The sequence below is a fragment of the Mucilaginibacter sp. A5337 genome (assembly GCF_059690695.1).
In genome coordinates, this window is sequence record NZ_JCAWEC010000004.1 from 476,625 (window position 1) to 499,973 (window position 23,349).

General features: G+C 41.8%; 25 protein-coding genes. 17 read left to right on the plus strand and 8 right to left on the minus strand.

Features of this window, described 5'->3' with window-relative positions:
* Positions 1–3 precede the first annotated feature (3 nt).
* The 10 genes from secY to AC59JO_RS16085 all read left to right on the plus strand — a co-directional run bounded on the left by secY (position 4) and on the right by AC59JO_RS16085 (position 6,973).
* The gene (gene secY, locus AC59JO_RS16040) at positions 4–1,347 is read left to right on the plus strand and encodes a preprotein translocase subunit SecY (RefSeq protein ID WP_497306432.1); all 1,344 of its coding nucleotides are present in this window, start codon (positions 4–6) and stop codon (positions 1,345–1,347) included.
* Between the two features lie 6 nt (positions 1,348–1,353).
* Positions 1,354–2,145, plus strand: a complete 792-nt coding sequence (gene map, locus AC59JO_RS16045; protein WP_091215989.1) for a type I methionyl aminopeptidase — start codon at positions 1,354–1,356, stop codon at positions 2,143–2,145.
* Positions 2,146–2,209: 64 nt separating this feature from the next.
* Positions 2,210–2,428 carry a translation initiation factor IF-1 gene (gene infA / locus AC59JO_RS16050; RefSeq protein WP_022833270.1) on the plus strand — a complete coding sequence of 73 codons (219 nt, stop codon included), beginning with the start codon at positions 2,210–2,212 and terminating at the stop codon, positions 2,426–2,428.
* Positions 2,429–2,432: 4 nt separating this feature from the next.
* On the plus strand, positions 2,433–2,549 hold the full coding sequence (gene ykgO / locus AC59JO_RS16055; RefSeq protein ID WP_022833269.1) for a type B 50S ribosomal protein L36: 117 nt from the start codon (positions 2,433–2,435) through the stop codon (positions 2,547–2,549).
* Between the two features lie 99 nt (positions 2,550–2,648).
* The gene (rpsM, locus tag AC59JO_RS16060) at positions 2,649–3,026 is read left to right on the plus strand and encodes a 30S ribosomal protein S13 (protein ID WP_091215993.1); all 378 of its coding nucleotides are present in this window, start codon (positions 2,649–2,651) and stop codon (positions 3,024–3,026) included.
* A gap of 138 nt (positions 3,027–3,164) precedes the next feature.
* A complete protein-coding gene (gene rpsK / locus AC59JO_RS16065) occupies positions 3,165–3,554 on the plus strand; it encodes a 30S ribosomal protein S11 (RefSeq protein WP_090529224.1) in 390 nt (129 codons plus the stop codon).
* Between the two features lie 67 nt (positions 3,555–3,621).
* Positions 3,622–4,230 (plus strand): 30S ribosomal protein S4, encoded by a 609-nt coding sequence (gene rpsD, locus AC59JO_RS16070; protein WP_090529221.1) that lies wholly within the window; start codon positions 3,622–3,624, stop codon positions 4,228–4,230.
* Positions 4,231–4,409: 179 nt separating this feature from the next.
* Positions 4,410–5,402, plus strand: a complete 993-nt coding sequence (locus tag AC59JO_RS16075) for a DNA-directed RNA polymerase subunit alpha (RefSeq protein WP_091216000.1) — start codon at positions 4,410–4,412, stop codon at positions 5,400–5,402.
* Positions 5,403–5,613: 211 nt separating this feature from the next.
* Positions 5,614–6,165, plus strand: a complete 552-nt coding sequence (rplQ, locus tag AC59JO_RS16080) for a 50S ribosomal protein L17 (protein ID WP_091216004.1) — start codon at positions 5,614–5,616, stop codon at positions 6,163–6,165.
* Between the two features lie 325 nt (positions 6,166–6,490).
* Complete coding sequence (locus AC59JO_RS16085) at positions 6,491–6,973, plus strand: nuclear transport factor 2 family protein (protein WP_497306437.1); 483 nt, start codon at positions 6,491–6,493, stop codon at positions 6,971–6,973.
* An 80-nt stretch (positions 6,974–7,053) separates the two neighbouring features.
* Here the strand turns inward: AC59JO_RS16085 and AC59JO_RS16090 are convergent, their stop codons facing one another.
* The gene (locus AC59JO_RS16090) at positions 7,054–7,545 is read right to left on the minus strand and encodes a GNAT family N-acetyltransferase (RefSeq protein WP_413669720.1); all 492 of its coding nucleotides are present in this window, start codon (positions 7,543–7,545) and stop codon (positions 7,054–7,056) included.
* 481 nt (positions 7,546–8,026) lie between these two features.
* The gene (locus tag AC59JO_RS16095; protein ID WP_413669719.1) at positions 8,027–8,317 is read right to left on the minus strand and encodes a 6-fold beta flower protein; all 291 of its coding nucleotides are present in this window, start codon (positions 8,315–8,317) and stop codon (positions 8,027–8,029) included.
* 258 nt (positions 8,318–8,575) lie between these two features.
* Between AC59JO_RS16095 and dnaK the strand changes: the two genes are divergently transcribed.
* Positions 8,576–10,471 (plus strand): molecular chaperone DnaK, encoded by a 1,896-nt coding sequence (gene dnaK, locus AC59JO_RS16100; RefSeq protein ID WP_413669718.1) that lies wholly within the window; start codon positions 8,576–8,578, stop codon positions 10,469–10,471.
* 353 nt (positions 10,472–10,824) lie between these two features.
* Here the strand turns inward: dnaK and tnpA are convergent, their stop codons facing one another.
* Both tnpA and AC59JO_RS16110 read right to left on the minus strand, forming a co-directional pair.
* Positions 10,825–11,286 carry an IS200/IS605 family transposase gene (gene tnpA, locus AC59JO_RS16105; RefSeq protein WP_497306440.1) on the minus strand — a complete coding sequence of 154 codons (462 nt, stop codon included), beginning with the start codon at positions 11,284–11,286 and terminating at the stop codon, positions 10,825–10,827.
* Between the two features lie 61 nt (positions 11,287–11,347).
* Positions 11,348–13,612: a glycoside hydrolase family 31 protein gene (locus tag AC59JO_RS16110; RefSeq protein ID WP_497306442.1), complete on the minus strand. Its 2,265-nt coding sequence runs from the start codon at positions 13,610–13,612 to the stop codon at positions 11,348–11,350.
* 77 nt (positions 13,613–13,689) lie between these two features.
* Between AC59JO_RS16110 and AC59JO_RS16115 the strand changes: the two genes are divergently transcribed.
* On the plus strand, positions 13,690–13,839 hold the full coding sequence (locus AC59JO_RS16115; protein ID WP_497306444.1) for a hypothetical protein: 150 nt from the start codon (positions 13,690–13,692) through the stop codon (positions 13,837–13,839).
* A gap of 457 nt (positions 13,840–14,296) precedes the next feature.
* A complete protein-coding gene (locus AC59JO_RS16120; RefSeq protein ID WP_413669715.1) occupies positions 14,297–14,683 on the plus strand; it encodes a hypothetical protein in 387 nt (128 codons plus the stop codon).
* 79 nt (positions 14,684–14,762) lie between these two features.
* Here AC59JO_RS16120 and AC59JO_RS16125 read toward each other — a convergent pair whose 3' ends face one another.
* Together AC59JO_RS16125 and AC59JO_RS16130 are read right to left on the minus strand one after the other, a co-directional pair.
* Positions 14,763–15,665 (minus strand): nucleotidyltransferase family protein, encoded by a 903-nt coding sequence (locus AC59JO_RS16125; protein ID WP_497306446.1) that lies wholly within the window; start codon positions 15,663–15,665, stop codon positions 14,763–14,765.
* Between the two features lie 94 nt (positions 15,666–15,759).
* A complete protein-coding gene (locus tag AC59JO_RS16130) occupies positions 15,760–16,875 on the minus strand; it encodes a M42 family metallopeptidase (RefSeq protein ID WP_413669713.1) in 1,116 nt (371 codons plus the stop codon).
* A 311-nt stretch (positions 16,876–17,186) separates the two neighbouring features.
* Between AC59JO_RS16130 and AC59JO_RS16135 the strand changes: the two genes are divergently transcribed.
* Both AC59JO_RS16135 and AC59JO_RS16140 read left to right on the plus strand, forming a co-directional pair.
* Positions 17,187–18,083, plus strand: coding sequence for a DUF6340 family protein (locus AC59JO_RS16135; RefSeq protein ID WP_413669712.1), 897 nt, complete (start codon positions 17,187–17,189; stop codon positions 18,081–18,083).
* A gap of 37 nt (positions 18,084–18,120) precedes the next feature.
* Positions 18,121–19,026: a DUF6340 family protein gene (locus tag AC59JO_RS16140; protein ID WP_497306449.1), complete on the plus strand. Its 906-nt coding sequence runs from the start codon at positions 18,121–18,123 to the stop codon at positions 19,024–19,026.
* On the opposite strand, the gene AC59JO_RS16145 is transcribed toward AC59JO_RS16140, so the two are convergent.
* Positions 19,001–19,435, minus strand: coding sequence for a GNAT family N-acetyltransferase (locus AC59JO_RS16145; RefSeq protein WP_497306451.1), 435 nt, complete (start codon positions 19,433–19,435; stop codon positions 19,001–19,003). The two genes, AC59JO_RS16140 and AC59JO_RS16145, sit on opposite strands and share 26 nt — an antisense overlap.
* A 245-nt stretch (positions 19,436–19,680) precedes the next feature.
* A complete protein-coding gene (locus AC59JO_RS16150; RefSeq protein ID WP_497306453.1) occupies positions 19,681–21,222 on the minus strand; it encodes an acyl-CoA carboxylase subunit beta in 1,542 nt (513 codons plus the stop codon).
* Positions 21,223–21,328: 106 nt separating this feature from the next.
* Between AC59JO_RS16150 and AC59JO_RS16155 the strand changes: the two genes are divergently transcribed.
* Together AC59JO_RS16155 and AC59JO_RS16160 are read left to right on the plus strand one after the other, a co-directional pair.
* Positions 21,329–21,661 carry a hypothetical protein gene (locus AC59JO_RS16155; RefSeq protein ID WP_091216044.1) on the plus strand — a complete coding sequence of 111 codons (333 nt, stop codon included), beginning with the start codon at positions 21,329–21,331 and terminating at the stop codon, positions 21,659–21,661.
* A gap of 82 nt (positions 21,662–21,743) precedes the next feature.
* Positions 21,744–23,348 (plus strand): SulP family inorganic anion transporter, encoded by a 1,605-nt coding sequence (locus AC59JO_RS16160; RefSeq protein ID WP_497306454.1) that lies wholly within the window; start codon positions 21,744–21,746, stop codon positions 23,346–23,348.
* The last annotated feature ends 1 nt before the right edge of the window (position 23,349 follow it).

Sequence of the window (23,349 nt, forward strand, 5' to 3'; positions counted from 1 at the left end):
TCGATGAAGAAATTTTTCACCACATTATCCAATATCTGGAAAATCGAAGATCTGAGAGTGCGTATTACTAACACACTCTTATTTCTTTTAATATATCGTGTAGGCTCATTCGTTGTTTTACCCGGCGTTAACGCTGCGATAGCATCAACCCAAAAGGCAGAAGGATTAGTAGGATTGCTGAATATGTTTGCGGGAGGATCGTTTTCACGTTCCTCTATTTTCGCGTTAGGTGTTATGCCTTACATTTCGGCTTCAATTGTGGTGCAACTGCTGGGTATTGCCGTTCCGTATTTTACAAAATTGCAAAAAGAAGGTGAAAGCGGACGCAACAAGCTAAACCAATGGACCCGCTACCTAACAATAGGTATTACCTTTTTACAAGCCATAGGTTACCTTAAATCGCAGGTTGCTGCTGATGCAAGGACTATTGCTGATCCGTTCACCTTTATCTTCCTTAACACTTTCGTGTTAACTGCAGGCACATTATTCGTAATGTGGTTAGGTGAAAAAATCACTGATAAAGGTATCGGTAACGGTATATCACTGATCATCATGGTTGGTATTATCGCTCAGTTACCTGGCGCTTTTGCTACCGAGTTCATTTCGCGTAATGGCGGTGCCGGTGGTTTGATCGCGTTCATTGTTGAGATTGTGGCGCTTATTGGCGTAGTAATGTTTACTATACTGATAGTACAGGGAACCCGTAAAATTTCGGTACAATACGCTAAGCGTATTGTGGGTAACAAACAATATGGCGGCGTGCGCCAGTATATACCTTTAAAGGTAAATGCTGCCGGTGTAATGCCAATCATATTTGCTCAGGCATTGATGTTTATCCCGCAAACCGTATCGCAGTTTTTCCCTAATGTATCATCAAATGGTATATTGATAGCTTTAGCTAACTATAACTCATGGGAGCATAACCTGTTGTTTGGTATCCTGATTATTCTGTTCACTTACTTCTATACTGCTATTACGGTTAACCCTAACCAAATGGCTGATGATATGAAGAAAAACGGTGGCTTTATACCAGGTATTAAACCGGGCCGTACTACTGCCGAGTTTATTGATGGCGTAATTTCAAAGATCACTTTACCAGGATCAGTATTCCTGGCAATTATAGCAATCATCCCGGCTTTGGCCAGTTTGGTTGGTGTATCTCCAATATTTGCAAGGTTCTTCGGCGGTACATCGCTGATCATCCTGGTGGGGGTTGTACTGGATACACTACAGCAAATAGAAAGTCATTTGTTGATGCGCCATTATGATGGTTTAATGAAAACCGGACGGATTAAGGGACGTACAGCTATGCCTGCCGCTGCCGGTACCAGTCCGACAGCGATTTAATTAGTAATGTCAAAAATCAATTATAAGTCTGTCGAAGAGATAGAACTCATAAGAGAAAGTTCTTTACTTGTTTCTAAAACACTCGGAGAAATAGCCAAGGTTATCGCTCCGGGTGTTAAAACAATAGAACTGGATAAGCTTGCCGAAACCTTTATCAGGGACAACGGCGGTGTGCCTGCCTTTTTAAACTATCACGGATTTCCTTATTCGTTGTGTATCTCCCTGAATGATCAGGTTGTACATGGCTTTCCCGGATCGCATGTTTTAACCGAAGGCGACCTGGTATCTGTTGACTGCGGTGTTATTTTAAATAAATACTACGGCGACTCGGCTTATACCTTTGCTATTGGTGAGGTTAGCGCTGAGGTTAAGAAACTGATGCGTGTTACCCAGGAATGTTTAAAGCTGGGTGTTGAGAAAGCGGTGGTAGGAATGCGTATAGGCGACATTGGCCATGCCGTACAGGAGCATGCCGAAAAGAACGGATTTGGTGTGGTGAAGGAACTTGTAGGCCATGGTGTAGGGTTAAAGCTGCACGAGAAGCCGGAAGTGCCTAACTATGGCAAACGTGGTGCAGGTATCAAACTGGAAGAAGGAATGGTGATAGCTATCGAGCCAATGATCAATGCCGGCCGTGCCGGTGTTAAATTCTGGGATGATGGCTGGACAGTTTCAACTTCAGACAAAAAACCTTCGGCGCATTATGAGCATACCGTAGCGGTACGCAAAGGTACTCCAGACATTTTATCGACGTTTGATTACGTAGAAAATGTTTTAAAAGAAAAAAATAATAATTAAATAATTTTTTATTAATTTTGCATCCCGGTTTTAGGGCGGATAATTAAGTAATAATCAACAAAATATGGCTAAACAATCTTCGATTGAGCAAGACGGTACAATTAGAGAGGCATTGTCAAATGCAATGTTCAGGGTTGAACTTGAAAATGGTCATGAGATTATAGCGCACATATCGGGCAAAATGCGTATGCACTACATTAAAATTCTTCCTGGCGACAGGGTGAAATTGGAAATGAGCCCATACGATTTAACAAAGGGTAGAATAACCTATAGATATAAATAAAAAGATGAAAGTTAGAGCATCCATCAAAAAGCGCAGCGCTGATTGCAAGATCATCCGCCGTAACGGGAAACTTTACGTTATTAACAAAAAGAACCCGAAGTTTAAACAACGCCAGGGCTAAGAAAAATTAATTTTGAATTAGTGAATTAGTGAGTTGCTGAATCTATTAAAGGCAAAAGCTCACCCAATCACTAAGTCACTAAATCACTAAATAAACAATATGGCAAGGATTTCAGGTATTGATTTACCAAAGAATAAAAGAGGAGAAATCGGACTTACTTACATTTACGGTATCGGCCGTTCAACAGCTCAAAGGATTTTAGCTGAAGCTGGCATCGACGTAAATATCAAAGTACAAGACTGGACCGATGAGCAATTAGCTGCTATACGTGGTATCATCAACGAGCAAATTAAAGTTGAAGGTGCTTTACGTTCAGAAGTACAGCTTAACATTAAACGTTTGATGGATATTGGTTGCTACCGTGGTACACGTCACCGTAAAGGTTTACCATTACGTGGTCAGCGTACTAAAAACAACTCACGTACCCGTAAAGGTAAACGTAAAACAGTTGCTAACAAGAAAAAAGCTACTAAATAGTGATTGGTGTTTAGAGGTTAGAGACTGCTTAATAGCCGCTTGATAACCTTTAATTCATCAGGAATACCTCATTAAGGAATTTTTACGGGTCCGGGTTATAGTAGTAATCCAGTAATTCGTAAGTAACAGATTAAAAAAATGGCTAAAGCTAAAAAAGTTACCAAAAAACGCATTGTGATTGTTGAGCCTGTTGGCGAAGCGCATATCAATGCTACTTTCAACAACATCATCATCACCCTTACCAACAAAACAGGCCAGGCAGTTTCCTGGTCATCAGCTGGTAAAATGGGTTTTAAAGGTTCAAAAAAGAACACCCCTTACGCTGCCTCACAAGCTGCTGCCGATTGCGGTAAAGTTGCTTATGACTTAGGTTTACGTAAAGTTGAAGTGTTTGTAAAAGGCCCTGGTGCCGGTCGTGAGTCTGCTATCCGTACTTTGCAAACTGCAGGTATCGAAGTAACTACGATTAAAGATATTACACCGCTTCCTCACAACGGTTGCCGTCCTTCAAAAAGAAGAAGAGTTTAATTAACATATTTTTTAAAGCTAAGATTCTGCAGCTACAGGCTGTATGATACTTTAAGAACACACAAAAATGGCCAGATATACAGGACCAAAATCCAAAATTGCCCGTCGTTTCCGTGAGCCGATCTTCGGTCCGGACAAAGCGTTAGAACGTAAAAACTACCCGCCGGGAATGCATGGCGCATCAAAACGCCGTGGAAAGCAATCAGAGTATTCAACTCAGTTGCAAGAGAAACAAAAAGTTAAATACACTTACGGTGTATTAGAACGTCAGTTCGAAAACTTATTTCACCGCGCTTCAGCTAAAGAAGGCATCACAGGCGAAAACCTGTTGAAATTCTTAGAAGCTCGTTTAGATAACGCTGTTTTCCGTTTAGGTATTGCTCCTACACGTTCAGCAGCCCGTCAATTGGTTAACCACAAACACATCACTGTTAACGGTGCTGTTGTAAACATCGCTTCTTATGCATTGAAAGCTGGCGACGTGGTTGCAGTACGTGAAAAATCTAAATCATTAGAGGCTATCACTACTTCAGTAGCCGGTAGAAGAATCAATAAATACAGCTGGTTAGAGTGGGATGCGAATAACCTAACAGGTAAATTCCTTAACTATCCTAACCGCGATGAGATCCCTGAAAACATCAAGGAAAACCTGATCGTCGAGTTGTACTCTAAATAAGATATGAGATATCAGATGTGAGATTTGAGAGTTTTTTCAAATCTCATTTCTGGTTTTCGTATATATGCAAATGACAAACAAAAGGTTTGGATAAGCGTTTGGATACCAGAGAAAATTCTCACATCTCAAATCTCACATCTCAAATCAATTAACAAGTAAACAATAAATAAAGGATATAAATGGCAATTTTAGCATTTCAAAAACCAGACAAGGTTATCATGCAAAAAGCAAATGATTTTGATGGTACGTTTGAATTTCGTCCGTTAGAACCAGGCTTTGGTGTAACCATTGGTAATGCTCTGCGTCGTATCTTACTTTCATCACTTGAAGGTTATGCAATTACTTCTGTTCGTTTTTCGGGAGTAACTCATGAATTTTCGACCATCAAAGGTGTTGTTGAAGACGTAACCGAGATCATCCTGAACCTTAAACAAGTTCGTTTTAAGAAAACAGGTGAATCTGGCGACAGCGAGAAAATATTTGTTATTGTAAATGGCCAGGATGCATTTAAAGCAGGAGATATCACCAAATTCTCTAACAACTTTACTGTATTAAATCCTGATTTGGTACTTTGCAACATGGATCCTTCAGTGACGCTTGAAGTTGAGCTTACTGTAGGTAAAGGCCGTGGTTATGTACCAAGCGAGGAAAATAAAAATCCTGACGCTAATGTTGGTGTTATAGCTATCGACTCGATCTATACTCCAATTAAAAACGTAAAATATACCATCGAAAACTATCGTGTTGAGCAAAAAACCGACTATGAAAAATTAGTATTGGATATTGCTACCGATGGTTCAATCCATCCTGAAGATGCTTTGAAAGAAGCAGCTAAAATCCTGATCCAGCACTTTATGCTGTTCAGCGATGAAAACATGATGCTTGAAGCACAGGCTAAAGAAGAAACTAAAGAAGTTGACGAAGAGATCCTGCACATGCGCAAGATCCTTAAAACCGAATTGGTTGATCTTGACCTTTCTGTACGCGCCCTTAACTGCCTTAAAGCTGCTGATATCCGCAGCTTAGCTGATCTGGTTTCGTACGATGTTGCTGATATGTTGAAATTCAGGAACTTTGGTAAAAAATCGTTAACTGAAATCCAGGACCTGGTTAAATCAAAAGGCTTATCTTTTGGTATGAACCTGTCTAAATTTAAGTTAGACGAAGAATAAGATATGAGATGTTAGATTTGAGACATGAGATTTTTCTCGCTCTTAAAATCTAACATTTTTTATTTGTAACAAACGAGATCGGGATAATGGCTTAGGGAGCTTAGTTCTCTCATCTAATATCTCACATCTCAAATCTAACATTTAAGCGAAAGCATAATTCCGAGGGCTTGAGCCTATCGCCCAACGGTATGCACGTGAAATATATAAAACAATGAGACACGGAAACAAAAACAATCACTTAGGCCGTACTACAGCCCATCGTAAAGCGATGCTGGCTAATATGGCAACTTCGCTTATTTTACACAAGCGTATCACTACAACATTAGCAAAAGCAAAAGTTTTACGCGGTTATGTTGAGCCACTTTTAACAAAATCAAAAAACGATACTACGCACTCACGTCGTACAGTATTTAGCTACCTTCAGGATAAAGACGCTACTTCGATCTTGTTCCGTGAGGTTGCTGAGAAAATTGCTAACCGCCCAGGTGGTTACACCCGTATCATCAAGTTAGAAAACCGTTTAGGCGATAACGCTGAAATGGCAATCATCGAGCTTGTTGATTACAACACTGTTTACGGTGCTGACGCTGCTGCCCCTGCTAAGAAATCAACCCGTCGTCGTGGTGGTTCTGGTGCAAAAGCTAAAACTGCTGCTCCGGTAGCTGCAGAAGAAGCTGTAGTAGTTGAAGACGTTAAAGAAGAGCCGGCTGCTGAAGCACCTGCTCCTTCTGAAAACGAAGAGAATGCTGAAAAAGGCGAATAATTAATTATTCATCTCAACACATACTAAGAGCGGCCCTGATCATTGATCGGGGCCGCTTTTGTTTTAATTGGGTTCTTTTATCTGCAAGCTCTCTGTTTTGAACAGCGGATGTAAATGTATATGTTATTAAACCGAAATGCTTTTTACTAAATCTTTAACTCCTGGTATTGTTTTAATGTTCTCAGACTTACAAAAGTTTCATTGTTTGAAATTTTACAATTTTTGTATAAATTTCTAATAATCAGTGGATTAGACTGTATTTTTGATTTATTGTATTTAAATTTAAGTAGTATTATATCAAGTTTAACCCTTAAATCCTAAAACAATGAAAAATCTTTTGATCGTGCTTTTGGTACTTTTAGCCTGTAGTACATGGGCACAAGCCCCTAAGAAAAACGGTATCATTTACAAGGAACATCCATATATCACCATTGTTAACAAATCTAACGATCTGTTTATTAAGCAGGATTGGGCCGGCCTGGCGAAATTGTATGCCGATACGGCCAAATTTTACGACCCTACAAGCCCTAAGAAAATTTCTTTTGCAGATGAGAAGAAAGCCTGGGCCGCTATCGCGAAGGACTGGGGCCAGATAAAAATAGTTAAGGTAGGCTATCCGGATGGTCTTCAATATGATAAAGACTCTTTTACTGTACAATCGTGGTGGACAATAACCGCTGTAAACAAAAAAACAAAGAAAACGGCGAAATTTCAGCTGGTGCAGTTTGATGAATTTAATAAGGCTGGTAAAATTGCTGTAGAGGCAGCTTATTACGACCAAACGCCATTGATCAATGCTTCAAAATAGTTAAGAAGCAAGCGTAACCGCTATTTAAAAGACTTACGATATCCTTTTGCGGACTAATCGTAAGTCTTTTTTTGCTGCCGTTACCTGGTTAACTTATAGGTGAGCAATTCTGCCTCGTCACCTGTAAGGGAGAACCCGCATTTATCAAGGATCCTTTTTGATGGCAGGTTATCGGCATAGGTATGCACTATAATAGCTTTCACAAATTTATGGGTAAATGCCCATTGCGAAAGCAATTGCAACGCTTCGGTAGCGAAGCCTTGGTTATGCTGATTGGCATCGATCATGTAGCCTATCTCCGCTTCCCCCACATCATTAGGATAGCCGGCGAAGCCCATGCCGCCGATGACTGTGTTGGTGCTTTTAAGAACGATCTCCCAGCCGGTATACCATAGGTATTTATCGGGGAAGGCGAGCGTGTTGGGCAGCCAGAAACTATCGAAGGCGTCATCAATTTCTTTGATATATAATGGATCGATTAGCATAGCAGACGGATTCAGGCCTAATGATAGTTCCAGCAGCTTGCGGTCTTGTTTAAGTAACAGTAATTGTTCATGTGTTAACGGTATCATCTTTAACCGTTGTGATTGGATAAAAAACATTTGATGTTTGGAATTAAATAACAATAAGAAACCAGTTCGCTTTTTTAAAGTGAAGGCACAGCCGGTATATTATGGCTGTTTGTTATACAATTCCAGGCAGTGTGATGAGCCTGTTGAGTGCGTTAAGTAACAAAGGCGTTTTGTTTGTTGATATAAATGTAAGGATTTTATCAGAAGCCTTTAGTATTATAAAAACGTAAAGTGCGTTAGGGATAGTAGCGGAAAGCCCACAGCGCGGGTAGGGTTTGCGTGCAGGTAAGGCGAGGACTTGTAGCGGATAGCCCGGGCCGCAGGCAACGCCATTATTCAGAACCGTTGATTAGAATGATTGCATTGATTCCGCTGATTTTTTGTCTGAACTCGAATTAAACGAATTAAAGAATTCTTAAAAATTACCCGACATTCCGCTAACTTCTTAATTCCACAAATTCCGGTTTAACAACACTCCCCATCACTCGTCAATATAAAACTTTATGTCACCGAAGCGGCTGCGTCCTTCCCGCACAAAGTTGCCATCGATATTATATAGTACATCGCCAAAGAGGGTCCGGCCTTTCCTGATCAGATTATCGTCGAGATTACAAACTACATCCCCAAACATTCCCTGCCCCTTTTTTACTATTTTGCCGTCTATGGTATATAATATGTCACCGAACCGGCCCTGGCCTTTACGCACATAGCTGCCGTCGATAGTATATAATACTGTTCCGAATTTATTATTGCCCTCCCTGATGTATTTCATAGGTGTGTTTAATTGCGAGTTTTAAGTTAAGCGATATACTGCCAATTAACAAATCCGGCAATAACCTTTTTGCCTTTAACCTTTCGCCTTTACCTCTATAACTTCTGCCAACCTGTCATCACAAAGTAAGCTATCCTGCCGCCTTGTTCACGAACTGACAATTAAAGGCAATTTTTACTGCCATTGGCATATTGGCACAGGCATTGATAAATAGCAGTGGTAAGTAAACAATAAATCAAAAAGAAAAAACAATCATATATGTCTAAAATAATTGGAATCGACTTAGGAACAACTAACTCCTGCGTTGCTGTAATGGAAGGTAACGAGCCTGTAGTTATAGCTAACAGCGAGGGTAAACGTACTACGCCGTCTGTAGTAGCTTTTATTGATAATGGCGAACGTAAAGTTGGTGACCCTGCAAAACGTCAGGCTATCACAAACCCTACAAAAACCATTTCGTCAATTAAACGCTTTATGGGTAACCAGTTTAGTGAAGTTACAAGTGAAGCGGCTCGTGTACCTTATAAAGTAGTTAAAGGTGACAACAACACTCCACGTGTTGAAATTGGCGACCGTAAATATACCCCGCAAGAAATTTCTGCAATGATCCTTCAGAAAATGAAGAAAACTGCTGAAGATTTCTTAGGTACCGAAGTAACCGAAGCGGTTATTACCGTTCCTGCTTACTTTAACGATGCTCAGCGTCAGGCTACCAAAGAAGCCGGTGAAATTGCAGGTTTAAAAGTTCGCCGTATCATTAACGAGCCTACTGCTGCTGCTTTGGCTTATGGTTTTGATAAAGCACACAAGGATATGAAAATTGCTGTGTTTGACTGCGGTGGTGGTACGCATGACGTATCTATCCTGGAGTTAGGCGACGGTGTTTTCGAAGTAAAATCAACTGATGGTGATACTCACTTAGGTGGTGACGACTTTGACCAGGTAATTATTGACTGGTTGGCAGAAGAATTTAAAAGCGACGAAGGTATCGACCTGCGTAAAGACCCAATGGCTTTACAACGCTTAAAAGAATCGGCTGAAAAAGCTAAAATTGAGTTATCAAGCTCAGCTCAAACTGAAATTAACCTGCCATACATCACTGCAGTTGATGGCATGCCTAAGCACTTAGTTAAAACTTTAACCCGTGCTAAATTTGAGCAACTGGCTGATAACCTGATTAAACGTACTATCGAGCCTTGTAAATCAGCTTTGAAAAATGCAGGTTTAAGCACTTCTGATATTGACGAGGTGATCCTTGTAGGTGGTTCAACCCGTATCCCTGCTATCCAGGAAGCTGTACAAAAATTCTTTGGTAAAGCTCCTTCAAAAGGTGTTAACCCTGACGAAGTTGTTGCTATCGGTGCTGCTATCCAGGGTGGTGTATTAACAGGTGAGGTTAAGGATGTATTGTTACTTGACGTTACCCCACTTTCATTAGGTATCGAAACTATGGGTGGTGTAATGACTAAATTGATCGAGTCAAACACTACTATTCCTACTAAAAAATCTGAAACTTTCTCAACCGCCAGCGACAGCCAGCCATCAGTTGAGATCCACATATTACAAGGTGAGCGCCCAATGGCTGCAGGTAACCGTACTATAGGTCGTTTCCACCTGGATGGTATTCCACCAGCACCTCGTGGCGTACCTCAAATTGAAGTTACTTTCGATATTGACGCTAACGGTATCCTGCATGTATCTGCTAAAGATAAAGCTACAGGTAAAGAGCAAAAAATCCGTATCGAAGCTTCTTCAGGTTTAACTGATGCCGAGATCAAAAAGATGAAGGACGAAGCTGAAGCAAATGCTGACGCTGACAAAAAGGCAAAAGAAGAAGTTGAAAAACTGAACGCTGCCGATGCCTTGATCTTCTCGACAGAAAAACAATTGAAAGAGTACGGTGATAAGATCCCGGCTGATAAAAAAGCACCTATCGAAGCTGGTTTAGCTAAATTAAAAGAAGCTTATTCAGCTAAAAACTTTGACGCTATCGAAGCTGCACAAACCGAGCTTAACACTGCCTGGACTGCTGCATCTGAAGATATGTACAAAGCTTCTGCCGAAGGTGCTCAAGGTGCACCAGCTGGTGATGCCGGAGCTCCGCAAGACAACTCTGACACTGTTACAGATGTTGATTTTGAAGAAGTGAAATAATCAATTTTGTTTCGATAATATAAAGCCCGGTTTGGTTAATTCCAGACCGGGCTTTTTTGTTGGATGGGGTGGGGAGTTTGATCTGCATACAGAAGTAGGAGGCGCCTACGGAGCCTTGTTATATCTTTCCAATAGTGCTATAAACATGGTACTCCTACGGAGTTTTAAAAAAGTAGATAAACTGTAAATACATAAGAGGATTATCTCAGAAACTGTAAACTTTTTTAGGGCGGGACAAACTATTGAAATAGAACTCCGTAGGAGTACCATGTTTATAGCCAAAATGATAGGTTGCTTTTGGCTCCATAGGTGCCTCCTGCTACGCCATACAAATCATGCGATCGGGGCAATCATTACTCAATAAAATCGAACAAATACTTTTCTTCAAACGAAATTTCAAACTTTTCTAATAGCTCTAAATATTCTTGTTTGAATGTGCGTTTCTGATGATGGATTTCTTGATTTTGAATATATTTTATCACAGAGTCGATATGTGATTGTGAATACGAAAAAACGCCATACCCTTCCTGCCATTTAAATTTTCCTTTTACCCAGCCTTTGCTGTTGATAAATTCATTACTCTCTACTTTAATTTCTTTTGCAAAATCCGAAATTAAAAGATTTGGCTTAAAACCAACAAAAATGTGGATATGATCAGGCATGCAGTTAACAGCCAGTAATTTTATTCCCCGATTTTGAATTAGAGCCGTAATGTATTTATGCAATTCTTCTTTATTGTTTTTTGATATGAGACTATACCTGTCTTTAACCGCGAAAACAAATTGAAGATAGATCTGTGAAAAGGTATTGGCCATTATTGAGATACTTAATCGAATGTAATTAGTATCATAAAAATTTCAAAATGACCAATTGAAATTAATAGTTCACTCCAATCTCACCACTCTTATTCTCAATAGCCTCCTCCTTTAGCCCAAGGTCCCCAAACCCATGCAAAACAAATTTTAACTGCGCAAACCTCGATTTAAAAGAGCCCTCTACCGCTGATAAGCTGATGCTTTTACTTACCGGATCAAAACGGATAACACGTTTATAATAAACACCCTGCTCATAATCGTACGATATGCCATCATCTTCATAATAAACAAAACTATTAGCCTCGCTACCGTTCCAAATATGGATCTGTAATGTCCCATCGCCTTCTTCATTGGTGCTTTGCACAATACTTTGCATGGGGATAATACTGCCGGCTTTTACAAACACCGGCAGATCTGTTAATGGCGCCGGCACGTTGACAATCTGTTCACCCTCATAAAGCTCATCGCTGCTTAACCGGTACCAAGAACCTTTGGGTAGGTAAACATTTTCCATAAGTTTTGTGCTCTCTACCGGGATAACCAGCATGGCATCGCCAAACATAAATTCATTCTGAAAACGTTCATCAAAAGCATTCTCGTCAAAGCTGTGCTCAATGGCCAGTGTGCGACTTACGGGTAAACCGGTTTGGGTTGATTGATAAAAGCTGCTGTACAGGTAGGGCAGGAGTTTATACCGCTGCTCGATATCTTTTTTGATGATTTGCTCATTATCTTTGCCCCATTCCCAGGGCTCACGCATTTTGCTGCCCTGTATGGCATGATTACGGAACATTGGGGTATAGGTACCCAATGAATTCCAGCGCACCATCAGCTCGGGCGTAGGATTGCCGCTGAAGCCGCCGATATCAACGCCAACGAAACTCATGCCTGTAATGCCCAGGCTGTTTACTAACCGCTGGCCTAATAGCATATGGGCATCGGTACCGGTATTATCCCCTGTCCACACAGCCGAATAGCGTTGTGTGCCCGAATATGCGGCACGGGTAAGTACAAAAGGTCGTTTATTGCCCAGGATCTTTCTTGTACCATCATAAGTGGCACGGGTCATTTGCATCCCGTAAGCATTACGAACCTCGGGCATAAACTTATCGCCAAATTTTACTATCCAGGGGATATTTTGACCCCAGGCGGCAGGTTCATTCATATCGTTCCAAAAGCCTTCGACGCCGGGTTCGGTAAGGGCAGTAAAGGCTGCGCCCCACCACTCTCGAACATCTTCCCTGAAAAAATCGGGAAAGTGGCAACGCCCGGGCCATACATAGCCTGTGTAATGTTCTCCATCGGGATATTTGGCAAAATAATCCCCTTCAATACCTTCATCATATTCTTTGTAACCTTCTTCCACTTTAATTCCCGGATCAACAATGGTGACCAGTCTGAAGTCCATAGCTTTCAGCTTATTCAGCATTTGCTTGGGGTTAGGGAAAGCTTTTTTATTCCAGGTGAAGATTTTGAAATCGTCCATGTAGTCGATATCGCAATATATCACATCGGCAGGGATTTGTTTTTTGCGAAAGGTTTGGGCGATGTTTAGTATTTCATCGGCACTCATATAGCTCCAGCGGCATTGCTGGTAACCAAGGCTCCAAAGCGGCGGCATTTCCATCCTGCCGGTAAGCCATGTATAATCTTCAATAATTTTGGCAACGCCCTGCGCTCCGAAGAAATAGTAATTCAGATCGCCGCCATCGGCACCGAACCAGCTTGTTTCTTCGTCTGTAGATGCGCCGAAGTCGAAATAGCTTTTATGGGTATTGTCGAGAAACAAGCCGTAGGTTAACCCGCTGTGCAGGCCTATAAAAAATGGAAAGGTTTTATATAGCGGATCAGATTCGGGTGTATGGTTAGTCGCATCGGTATTCCAGTTTACATAGGCTGCACCGCGCCTGTCAAGGTTACCGGTTTTTTCTCCGAGACCAATAAATCTCTCTCCCTCAAACAATCGGCGATAACATGTCACCCTTTCACCCTGCCAGTTGGTGCCGAAGCGGGCGTCATCTTCGCTTAGTGAGATACCATCTGCAGTAAAAAAGTTGAACCGTAGTGGCGATTTCTGAATACTGAGGCTTAAGGCGGATGTAGTAATATCAATATTGGCCGATGATTCATCAAAATCAAAATCGGCCAGCGGCTGCCTGATCACCGCGAAGGAGGGATCATCCGGGTTAAAGTTTTTACTGATGTTTATCCTGATAATTGTTGGGCTGTAGATATAAACTCTTGCTTCTGCCCCGGCGGCTTTGATTATTAAAATACCATCCTGCTGTTTAAAGCCTTGCACGTTGCCTGTTATTTCTAAATTCATGCCTGTGGTGTACCCGGATAAAGAGAGTACTTAAAGGCAACGTTGTTTGGTTTGGTTGGTTTTGTTAAATGTGGATTTTGAAAACGTTGCACGGATTTTTTATCGACTCGCGCTCGTTACAAACCACAGGTGTTGGGAAGAACAAAAAGTTCGGGATTGTGCGATTCCCCTGGGAGGGTGTAGGGAGGGATTTCGACGGCAGGCTTATCTACTTTAATGATGCATAAACCCCTCCCTGCAACTACACAGCCCTGCCGCACCCCCTCGACTCGCGCTCGTTTGTAACGAGTGCGTAACCTGGGTTTGCGTTTATAACGCAAAGGCGATGCAATCGCTACACGATATTAAGCGCTCGTTACAAACGAGCGCAAGATTAAAGGGGCGGTATTAAAAGGCTGTTGATTCTTTAAACATAACTTTCAAAACGTTGCACGAAATTTTCTATTCCACCCTCAAAAACGACAAACCCGCTTTCCCGCCCGATCAACGCCCTGTAATTTTCGACCAACTTGTAAAATATTGATAATTAGTATGTTTTAAGCGTTTGCAGAGTGCTTTTTGGCATTGGTCTATATTTATAAAGCGCTGGTATAACACTTTTTAGCAGTTAAAATTAATGTTGTTCATTTGATCATTGAAAATAACAAACACAAAATATTTAACAATACTTAAAAGCTCAAAATCATGAAAACTTCAATAAAATTATCAGCATTATTCTTCTTATTAAGCGCAGGCGTTTTTGCAACTACAGCCGCTAAAGCAGCCGATGTAACCCCTAAAGCAAAAGAAGTAGTATACTTCCGCGCACTTGATCACGACCGCGGTGTTAAATTAACTATCGCAAAATCAGATAAAGGCCGCGCGTTTGTACGCGTTTACAGTAAACAAAATGAACTTTTGTTGAAAGATGTTATCTCAACTAAAACAGATGTTGAAAGAGGTTATGTTTTAACTAATCTTGAAGATGGCGACTACATCATGGAAGTTAAAACTAACAACCAGGTGGTTAAGAAAACCCTGCACGTTTATGAAGACGGCGACCAAAAAACATTCTTTATTTACCAGGACTAATTTTTAATTAAGCATATATAAAAAAAGCTCCCGTTCGGTTATACCGGCGGGAGCTTTGCTTTTTAAACTCGTTAGCTATTTAGTCCCAAAGTTTTTCAGGATATACACCGTTAGCCACAAGTTCTGATATACTTTTTTGAACGATAGGCTTATCTTCTTTATAAGTAACACCAAACCATTTTGAGCCGGTTGGGATCACTTTAAATGCAGCAGTACCGTCTTTTATCAATTTATCGGCAGCAAGCGGAATAAAGAATTCGGCTTTAGGGTTATTTTCGTTGGCAGCAACAAAGTCAACAAACATTTGCTCGCTCTGTTTAAAGATGGCTGGTGTAAAGCCCCAGAAGTTCATTGATACACGGGTATCGTTAGGAAGTGCATATTCGCCGGTTGCATCTTTGTATGCTACGCTGCCATCTTCTTTAAAATAAACTTCAGTACGTTCGTTAATTTCAACCATGTTGCCATTGTCATCAACTTTACATACACCGCGTGATACCGAACCATAATCAGATAAGGTGCGGTCAATCTGGTAACCGATTAATGAATACAGATCATCTTTAACTTCGGTAGTTAAAAAATTAGCCATTTTTTCAAATGCGTCATAGCCATAATAATCATCTGCATTGATTACGCAGAAAGGTTCATTAACCTGGTTGCGTGCGGCAAGTACGGCATGGGCTGTTCCCCATGGTTTAGCGCGTTCAATTTCTTTGTCGATACCAAATTGCTTAAGGTCATAGCTCTGGAAAACATAATCTGTTTCAACACGACCAGCCAGTTTAGGCTCAAAAATAGACTTAAAGCTGTCAACAAATTCTTCGCGGATGATAAATGTAACTTTACCAAAGCCGGCTTTTATAGCGTCGTAGATCGAATAATCAATAATTGTTTCACCGTTGGGACCAAAGCCGTCAACTTGTTTCATGCTACCATAGCGGCTGGCCATTCCTGCGGCCAGTATCAGTAAGGTTGGTTTCATAGATAGAATTTGGGGATTTTAATATTGGGATTGCGTTTAATTTTATGAGGAAATGAATTTTTGCCTTAATTGTTTTTATAGGGCGCAAATTTAATTATTTAATGTATCTGAAATCCTGACCAGCTTGTATGTTTAAAAGTGACTCGTATATCAAACGGATCACGTTGTCAACATCCTCTTTGTGGATCATCTCAACAGTGGTGTGCATATAACGCAACGGCAATGAAATTAATGCCGATGGTACGCCATCATTTGAATAAGCAAAAGCATCTGTATCGGTACCGGTTGAACGTGATGATGCCTGGCGCTGGAACGGGATCCCTGCCTTTTGAGCACTCTCAATAAGCAGTTTATTCAGGTTGTTTTGAACTGCCGGGGCATATGATACCACCGGACCTTTACCGCAAGCCAGATCGCCCTGGGTAATTTTGTTGATCATTGGCGTTTGCGTATCATGTGTTACGTCGGTAACAATAGCCACGTTGGGTTTTATTTTATGGGCTATCATTTCGGCACCGCGTAAACCTATCTCTTCCTGCACTGCATTTACTATATACAAACCGAAAGGTAACTTTACATTGTTTTCTTTAAGTAAACGGGCTACCTCGGCAATCATGAAGCCGCCGGCACGGTTATCAAGTGCGCGGCCAACATAATAACGGTCGTTAAGCACCATAAACTCATCCTCGTAAGTAATAACACAACCTACGTGGATACCCAGCTTTTCAACTTCTTCTTTTGAGGTGCAGCCGCAATCTAAAAAGATATTTTTAAGGGTTGGGGCTTCTTCCTTATCGCCGCCCAAACGCGTGTGGATGGCCGGCCATCCGAAAACAGCCTTAACAACGCCATTATCTGTGTGGATATCAACACGTTTTGAAGGCGCTATTTGATGATCTGAACCGCCGTTGCGGATAACATATATTAAACCATCGTTGGTGATATAATTCACAAACCATGAAATTTCATCGGCATGGGCTTCGATAACTACTTTGTAATCAGCCTTTGGATTGATGATGCCAACTGCGGTGCCATAGTTATCAACGTAATGGGTATCAATATAAGGCTTCAGATATTCCAGCCAAAGCTCCTGGCCTTTCCATTCAAAACCGGTAGGTGAGGGGTTATTGATGTATTTTTCAAAAAACGCGAGTGAAGTTTCGTTTACAACGGATGTATGCTGTGGGGCGTCAGATTTCTTTTTAGCCATATTTACATTAAACCTAATTAAATAATGCTGCAAATTTCAACAGCTTAATTGGTAGCTAAAATAACAATTTCATATTAATTAAAGTGTTTTTTTATTAAAATGTTCGATAATGACTGTTAATAAATTAGATTTTAACAATCTGATATTATATTCTTAATTGAGTTAACAAAATTTGCCGTACCGTTAAACGTTGTTGCAAATATTTAGTCACAATAAAGGCCTTTGTTTGTTTTGATACAAAAATGACCGGCTATTTCATAATGCTTTCATGCTTATGTTATACCTTTCCGCGATATTTAATTTTTACTGAAGTGAAACTATTAAGGCTTACTTGTATCTTATTTGCCGCATGTTTTTTAGCAGCATGCAGCGTTCCTCAATATGTAAACGTACCGGTTGATTATGCTCCAAAACTGAACTTTAGCCGGGCCAGAACAACTATAGTGGTGATTAACCACTACATGCCCGATTCAACCCGTAACCGGGGCAAACGCGTATTGGCCACATTTAAAGCAGCCGCATATACCGCCATCAACAATGCCGCAATCCAATTGCATGCACTACCCGGAGTAAAAGTAGTACAACTGGTTGATTCGGTAAATTTTACGGCTAATACCGATTCGGTTAAGTTTTTGGCTAAAAAATATAAAGCTGCATATGTGCTTGCTTTCGAAGATTTTAAGGGTGAAACCAAGTGGAAGCAGGACAACTATAATGGTGTGCCATCTGTTTATCGTGCAACAGTGATCAATACCAGTTTTACCCTTTACGAAGCAAATGGTATTTATTCGAAAAAATTAAATGGCGAAGCCGAAGTCTACGATACTAATCCCTATGCCAGTGCATCGAGCCTGCTTGCCCATGGCGGGCCGCTGTTTGATGCCATGCGCAACTCGGCATTGGATGCCCTGAAGGATTACCTGCCATACACCGATTACCATGACAGGCCCCTGTATGCTAATGGCGATCAGCTAAGCAGCTCGGTTGAACTGATCAAAGCCGGAAAGTTTGATCAGGCATTCAAGGTGCTGAATCCACTTATTGACGGCCCTGATTTAAAGCTTGCCAGTCGCGCAGCCTACAACCTGGCCGTAGTATACGAAGCTCAGGGCGATATTGACGCCGCACTTGATGTGGCTAAAATATCAAACCAAAAACAGCCTAATGATTTTGCCAAAGCCATTATTGTTGATTTGATGAAAGAATAAAAGCCACTAAACCTAAACCAACCTTATTACAAATACCTTGAAAACTTTAATTATTATTTGCGTGCTTGCTGCCCTGGGTTTGGCATCCTGCAGTATCGATTATGTCATTACTGTTCCCGTTAATTACGGTCCTAAAGTGGAATTAGGGCACGATACAACCCAGGTAGTAGTGGTAAACAGGTTCACTGTTGATTCGGCAGTGAATAAAAATAAGCGTAAACGTGCCGTACTAAAAAGTGGTGCCTATAGTGCTATTTCCATGGCTACCAGGCAGTTTGATATGCTGCCCCGCATTAAGGCCACTACGCTTACCGACTCCGTTAATATGGTTGCAGATACTACTCCGGTAAAGAAGCTTGCCGAAAAGTATGGCGCCAATTACGTTTTAACGCTTGATTCGCTTGGGGCCGATATCCCTATGGAGCTTGTTGATACTATGGAGGTATACACCACAGTAGTTAATGTAAAGTTTACCTTGTACGAAAGCAACGGCAACTATTTTAAGATCCTTAGAGGGAATGCGAAGGATTTCCACTCGGAAAGCCGTTATTACGGCATATTAGCTGCCTTACTTGTGCATCCGACTGTAAAAGGCAATGGTGCGGCCATCAGCCAATCGGCAGGAAATGCGGCTATTGATGCTATAAAAGATTACCTGCCTTCAACCTTAACTAATCAGCGGCAATTATATGCTGATAATGATAGCATGAAGGCTGCCATAAACCACATGATTGCGAAGCGGTATAACGAGGCTTTTAAAATCCTGAACCCGCTCATTGACGGGCCCGACCTGAAGCTGGCAAGCCATGCCGCCTACAACCTGGCTGTATTATATGAAGCGCAGGGCGATATTGAAGAGGCTCTCAAAACGGCGAAATTATCAAACGAAAAGCAACCAAACTTTCGGGCAAACGCTATTATTCCTGAGTTGGAGAAGGAATAAGTTCTTTCTCGAGGATCTCATAATCGAACCCATTTTTTGAAAAGAAATTGCCGGTATGGTTAAAACCTGCTTTAATGTAAAAGTTTATGGCTGATAGCCGGGCATTACACCACAGGCGTGTACCGCCATTGGTAATAACAAAATCGGTAATATGTTGCAGTACCGTACGACCTATCCCCATGTTTTGCATGGTTTCATCAACGGCAAATTTTCGAAACTGCCAGTCGTTATCCTTGTTAAAAAGGGATATTACAGCTATGATATTGTTATCATTAAATGCAGCAAAATGATACCCGTGGTTATCCTCCTCCATCTCCATTTCATATAACTTGCTTTCGGGATATAGTATACGTTGCCTTAAACGCCAGGTAAGTTCGGGACGGATTTGTTCGATAGAGATGTTTGTCATTTCGGAGTTCGGATGTTCGATTTCGGATTTTCGAAAATCGAAAGCTCAAAAGTAAACAATCTGATTTCGGATTTGAGATTTTCGATTTCGAATTTTGGAAAATAGAAAATTATAAAACGCTATCGTAGATGGCACAAGTAATCCCAACACCGGCGACCGATCAATACTTGCGCCGGAAAAGGCAATTATAAATCTCTACAATGAAAAGGAAAATAAATCCGAAATCGAACATCCGAAATCCCAAATCACAACGGAATATTCCCGTGCTTTTTCCTGGGGTTATTTACTACTTTATTCTCAAGCATTTTAAATGCTGCTATGAGCTTAATGCGGGTTTCGGCGGGTTCAATAACTTCGTCGATGAAACCCCGTTCGGCAGCGCGGTAGGGGTTGGCAAAGGTATCTGAATACAACTGTTCCATCTCCAGCCATTTGGCCTCATGATCTTCGGCCTTGCTGATCTCGCGTTTAAAAATGATTTCGGCGGCACCTTTGGCACCCATCACCGCAATTTCGGCCGATGGCCAGGCAAAGTTCATGTCGGCCCCGATGTGTTTAGAGTTCATTACATCATAAGCACCGCCATAGGCCTTGCGGGTAATTACTGTAACCCGCGGAACGGTAGCCTCGCAAAAAGCATACAGCAGTTTGGCGCCGTTGGTAATAATGGCATTCCATTCCTGGTCGGTACCGGGCAAAAAGCCGGGAACATCCTCAAATACCAGCAGCGGGATATTGAAACAATCGCAAAAACGGACAAAGCGTGCTGCCTTGGTTGATGAATGGATATCAAGCACGCCAGCTAAAAAGGCAGGCTGATTGGCTACTATGCCAATGCTGCGGCCTGCCAGGCGTGCAAAGCCAACCACAATATTTTCGGCAAAATCTTTATGTACCTCTAAAAATGAAGCTTTATCAATGATATGATCAATAACCTCACGGATATCATAAGGTTGCGACGCTATAGAGGGCAGGATGGTGTTTAATTCGGGCCTGAGCTCGTTGCCAATTTCATACGGAACGGCAGGGGCCTTATCTTCACAATTCTGAGGCATGTAGCTTAACAGGCTTTTGATATGCTGAATGGCCGCAATTTCATTGGCACAGGCAAAATGTGTAACGCCCGATTTACTGGCGTGAGTGTTGGCGCCCCCAAGCTCCTCGGAAGTAACTACTTCATGTGTAACCGTTTTTACAACATTAGGTCCGGTAACAAACATGTACGAGGTGTGCTCAACCATCAAAATAAAATCGGTAATGGCCGGCGAATAAACAGCGCCGCCTGCACATGGGCCCATAATGGCCGAGATCTGGGGGATAACGCCCGAGGCCATAGTATTACGATAAAAAATATCGGCATAGCCGCCAAGGGATACTACGCCTTCCTGGATCCGTGCACCGCCCGAATCATTAAGGCCGATAAGGGGAGCTCCGTTTTTAAGGGCGAGGTCCATGATCTTGCAGATCTTCTCGGCATGGGTTTCGGATAGCGAGCCGCCGAAAACCGTAAAATCCTGTGAAAATACGTAGGTGAGCCGCCCGTTTATGGTACCGTAACCTGTAACAACACCGTCGCCGGGATATTTTTCTTTTTCCATGCCAAAGTCAATGGAGCGGTGGGTAACCAGCATCCCAATCTCCTGGAACGAGCCTTCATCCAATAAAAAATGCAAACGCTCACGGGCCGTTAATTTTCCTTTTTTATGCTGACTTTCAATACGTACCGGGCCTCCGCCCTGCATGGCTTCATGACGTTTTAGCCTTAACAGATCAAGCTTTTTATCCACAATTCAGGTTGTTAGTAATTGCTTAAAAATAGTAATTATATTGTAAGAATAGCTTTTAGTCACTTATTCTGATAGTTTGATAACGGATTTTTATATATTTGTGTTGATGAAGATCAGGAATAATAAAATATGGGTAGTGGCGCTGTTCATGACCGTCTTTGCAATAAAGATGGGCATTTCGCTTGCTCCCCTGTTTTCATATCTTGATAATAAAACGGTAAGTGCGGTGATCCTTCAGCTGGAGCAGGAAAGCAAAACTGAAAAGGAAAGCCCCGAAAAAGACCTCATGAAGGAGAAAAAGACCTTCGATGAGTATGATCTGCACACCATCAGCTTCATTACCTTCATTACCGAAAGCAAGGTTCTCCATAACCAGGAAAATGCTTTATACAAACAGGTATACCATCCTGTGGTACCCACACCGCCGCCCAACGTTTAAAATGAATTTAACCGGATACTTCCCTATCCGGATAGCAATGCTTTTTAATTCATTTTAACAATCTTACTCAATTTTCATTCTTATGCAAATCAAGCAAGGTGAGTCTGCTATGGGCAATCTCAACCTGAAAAAATATTTTTTGTCCAAAAACTTAAAAAGGGACATTCCTTCAAGTATCGTTGTATTCCTGGTGGCTTTGCCGCTGTGTTTAGGTATAGCGCTGGCATCGGGCGCGCCGCTTTTTGCAGGCGTATTAACAGGCATTATCGGCGGTATAGTTGTGGGTACACTTAGTGGCTCACAATTAAGCGTAGCCGGCCCTGCTGCCGGTTTAACAGTTATTGTACTTAATGGTATTACATCACTTGGCGCTTACGAAACCTTTTTAATGGCCCTGGTATTAGCCGGTGTTTTCCAGATCATACTGGGGGTAATTAAAGCCGGTACTATAGCCAACTACTTCCCCTCATCGGTTATTGAGGGGATGCTGGCGGCAATTGGCATCATTTTAATCATGAAGCAGTTTCCGCACGCGGTTGGCTATGATGCCGATTTTGAAGGCGATGAAGGTTTTAAGCAGATTGACGAACATAATACTTTTTCGGGCATAACGCGGGCTTTTGCCCGCATAAACTATGGCGCAGTGATCATAAGTATCGTCTCCCTGGCTTTTATGATCTACTGGCCTAAGTTTAAAAAGCTGGCTATAGTTCCGGCTCCGTTATTGGTGGTACTGGCCGGTATCGGGCTAAGCCTCGCGTTTTCCGGAACAGGCATTGCCTTGCTTGATAAGCAGTTTGTACGTATTCCGCTGGTGAACAGCAGTGCCGAGTTTTTCGCGCTGTTTAAATCGCCGGATTTTGGGCAGATAGGTAACAAGCAGGTTTGGATAACGGCTGCCACTATTGCCATTGTGGCCAGTCTGGAAACCCTGCTGAGCCTTGAAGCTGTAGATAAAATAGATCCTATTAAACGCATATCGCCAACTAACCGCGAACTACTTGCTCAAGGTGCGGGCAATATAGTAAGCGGTATGCTTGGCGGCTTACCCATGACTGCGGTTATCGTGCGTTCATCGGCAAACGTAAATGCCGGTGCACGTACCAAAATGAGCGCTATCATACATGGTATATTCTTATTGGTTGCATTATTGGCGATACCGTCCTTGATTAACCATATCCCGCTGTCGTGTTTGGCAGCGATCCTGCTGATGACTGGGTATAAACTGGCTCGTATAAGCCTTTTCAAGCACATGTGGCACCAGGGCTTGAGCCAGTTTATCCCTTTCGTGGTTACCATTGTAGCCGTTGTAATGACCGATTTGCTTATCGGTGTAGGCATAGGTATGCTGGTAGGGATCTTTTATATTCTGCGTACTAACCTGCGTAACCCTTATTTCTATCATCTGGAAAAAAACGGCAGCAAAAAAGTTATCAGGATCAAGCTTGCCGAGGAAGTATCCTTCCTGAACAAGGCTGCCATACAGGTAACGCTTACCAGCTTACCGCAGGGGGCCGAAGTAGTGATCGACGGATCGGGCTCGAGATATATCGATCCGGATGTACTGGAGATCATCCATAATTACAAGCACAATGCCTATACAAAAGGCATTATTGTGCAACTGAACGAAGTAAAGGAGAAGTATGATGTACCTCCTTTGAAAGAAATGGTTTATAACCCCAACTAAA

Coding starts and splice junctions, on each gene's coding strand:
- rpsD (WP_090529221.1), top strand. CDS start 3,622: ATGGCCAGATATACAGGACCAAAATCCAAAATTGCCCGTCGTTTCCGT.
- AC59JO_RS16125 (WP_497306446.1), bottom strand. CDS start 15,665: ATGAAACCAACCTTACTGATACTGGCCGCAGGAATGGCCAGCCGCTAT.
- AC59JO_RS16095 (WP_413669719.1), bottom strand. CDS start 8,317: ATGAAATACATCAGGGAGGGCAATAATAAATTCGGAACAGTATTATAT.
- rplQ (WP_091216004.1), top strand. CDS start 5,614: ATGAGACACGGAAACAAAAACAATCACTTAGGCCGTACTACAGCCCAT.
- dnaK (WP_413669718.1), top strand. CDS start 8,576: ATGTCTAAAATAATTGGAATCGACTTAGGAACAACTAACTCCTGCGTT.
- AC59JO_RS16120 (WP_413669715.1), top strand. CDS start 14,297: ATGAAAACTTCAATAAAATTATCAGCATTATTCTTCTTATTAAGCGCA.
- ykgO (WP_022833269.1), top strand. CDS start 2,433: ATGAAAGTTAGAGCATCCATCAAAAAGCGCAGCGCTGATTGCAAGATC.
- secY (WP_497306432.1), top strand. CDS start 4: ATGAAGAAATTTTTCACCACATTATCCAATATCTGGAAAATCGAAGAT.
- AC59JO_RS16155 (WP_091216044.1), top strand. CDS start 21,329: ATGAAGATCAGGAATAATAAAATATGGGTAGTGGCGCTGTTCATGACC.
- AC59JO_RS16110 (WP_497306442.1), bottom strand. CDS start 13,612: ATGAATTTAGAAATAACAGGCAACGTGCAAGGCTTTAAACAGCAGGAT.
- rpsK (WP_090529224.1), top strand. CDS start 3,165: ATGGCTAAAGCTAAAAAAGTTACCAAAAAACGCATTGTGATTGTTGAG.
- AC59JO_RS16075 (WP_091216000.1), top strand. CDS start 4,410: ATGGCAATTTTAGCATTTCAAAAACCAGACAAGGTTATCATGCAAAAA.
- AC59JO_RS16085 (WP_497306437.1), top strand. CDS start 6,491: ATGAAAAATCTTTTGATCGTGCTTTTGGTACTTTTAGCCTGTAGTACA.
- infA (WP_022833270.1), top strand. CDS start 2,210: ATGGCTAAACAATCTTCGATTGAGCAAGACGGTACAATTAGAGAGGCA.
- AC59JO_RS16090 (WP_413669720.1), bottom strand. CDS start 7,545: ATGATACCGTTAACACATGAACAATTACTGTTACTTAAACAAGACCGC.
- AC59JO_RS16160 (WP_497306454.1), top strand. CDS start 21,744: ATGCAAATCAAGCAAGGTGAGTCTGCTATGGGCAATCTCAACCTGAAA.
- AC59JO_RS16145 (WP_497306451.1), bottom strand. CDS start 19,435: ATGACAAACATCTCTATCGAACAAATCCGTCCCGAACTTACCTGGCGT.
- map (WP_091215989.1), top strand. CDS start 1,354: ATGTCAAAAATCAATTATAAGTCTGTCGAAGAGATAGAACTCATAAGA.
- rpsM (WP_091215993.1), top strand. CDS start 2,649: ATGGCAAGGATTTCAGGTATTGATTTACCAAAGAATAAAAGAGGAGAA.
- tnpA (WP_497306440.1), bottom strand. CDS start 11,286: ATGGCCAATACCTTTTCACAGATCTATCTTCAATTTGTTTTCGCGGTT.
- AC59JO_RS16130 (WP_413669713.1), bottom strand. CDS start 16,875: ATGGCTAAAAAGAAATCTGACGCCCCACAGCATACATCCGTTGTAAAC.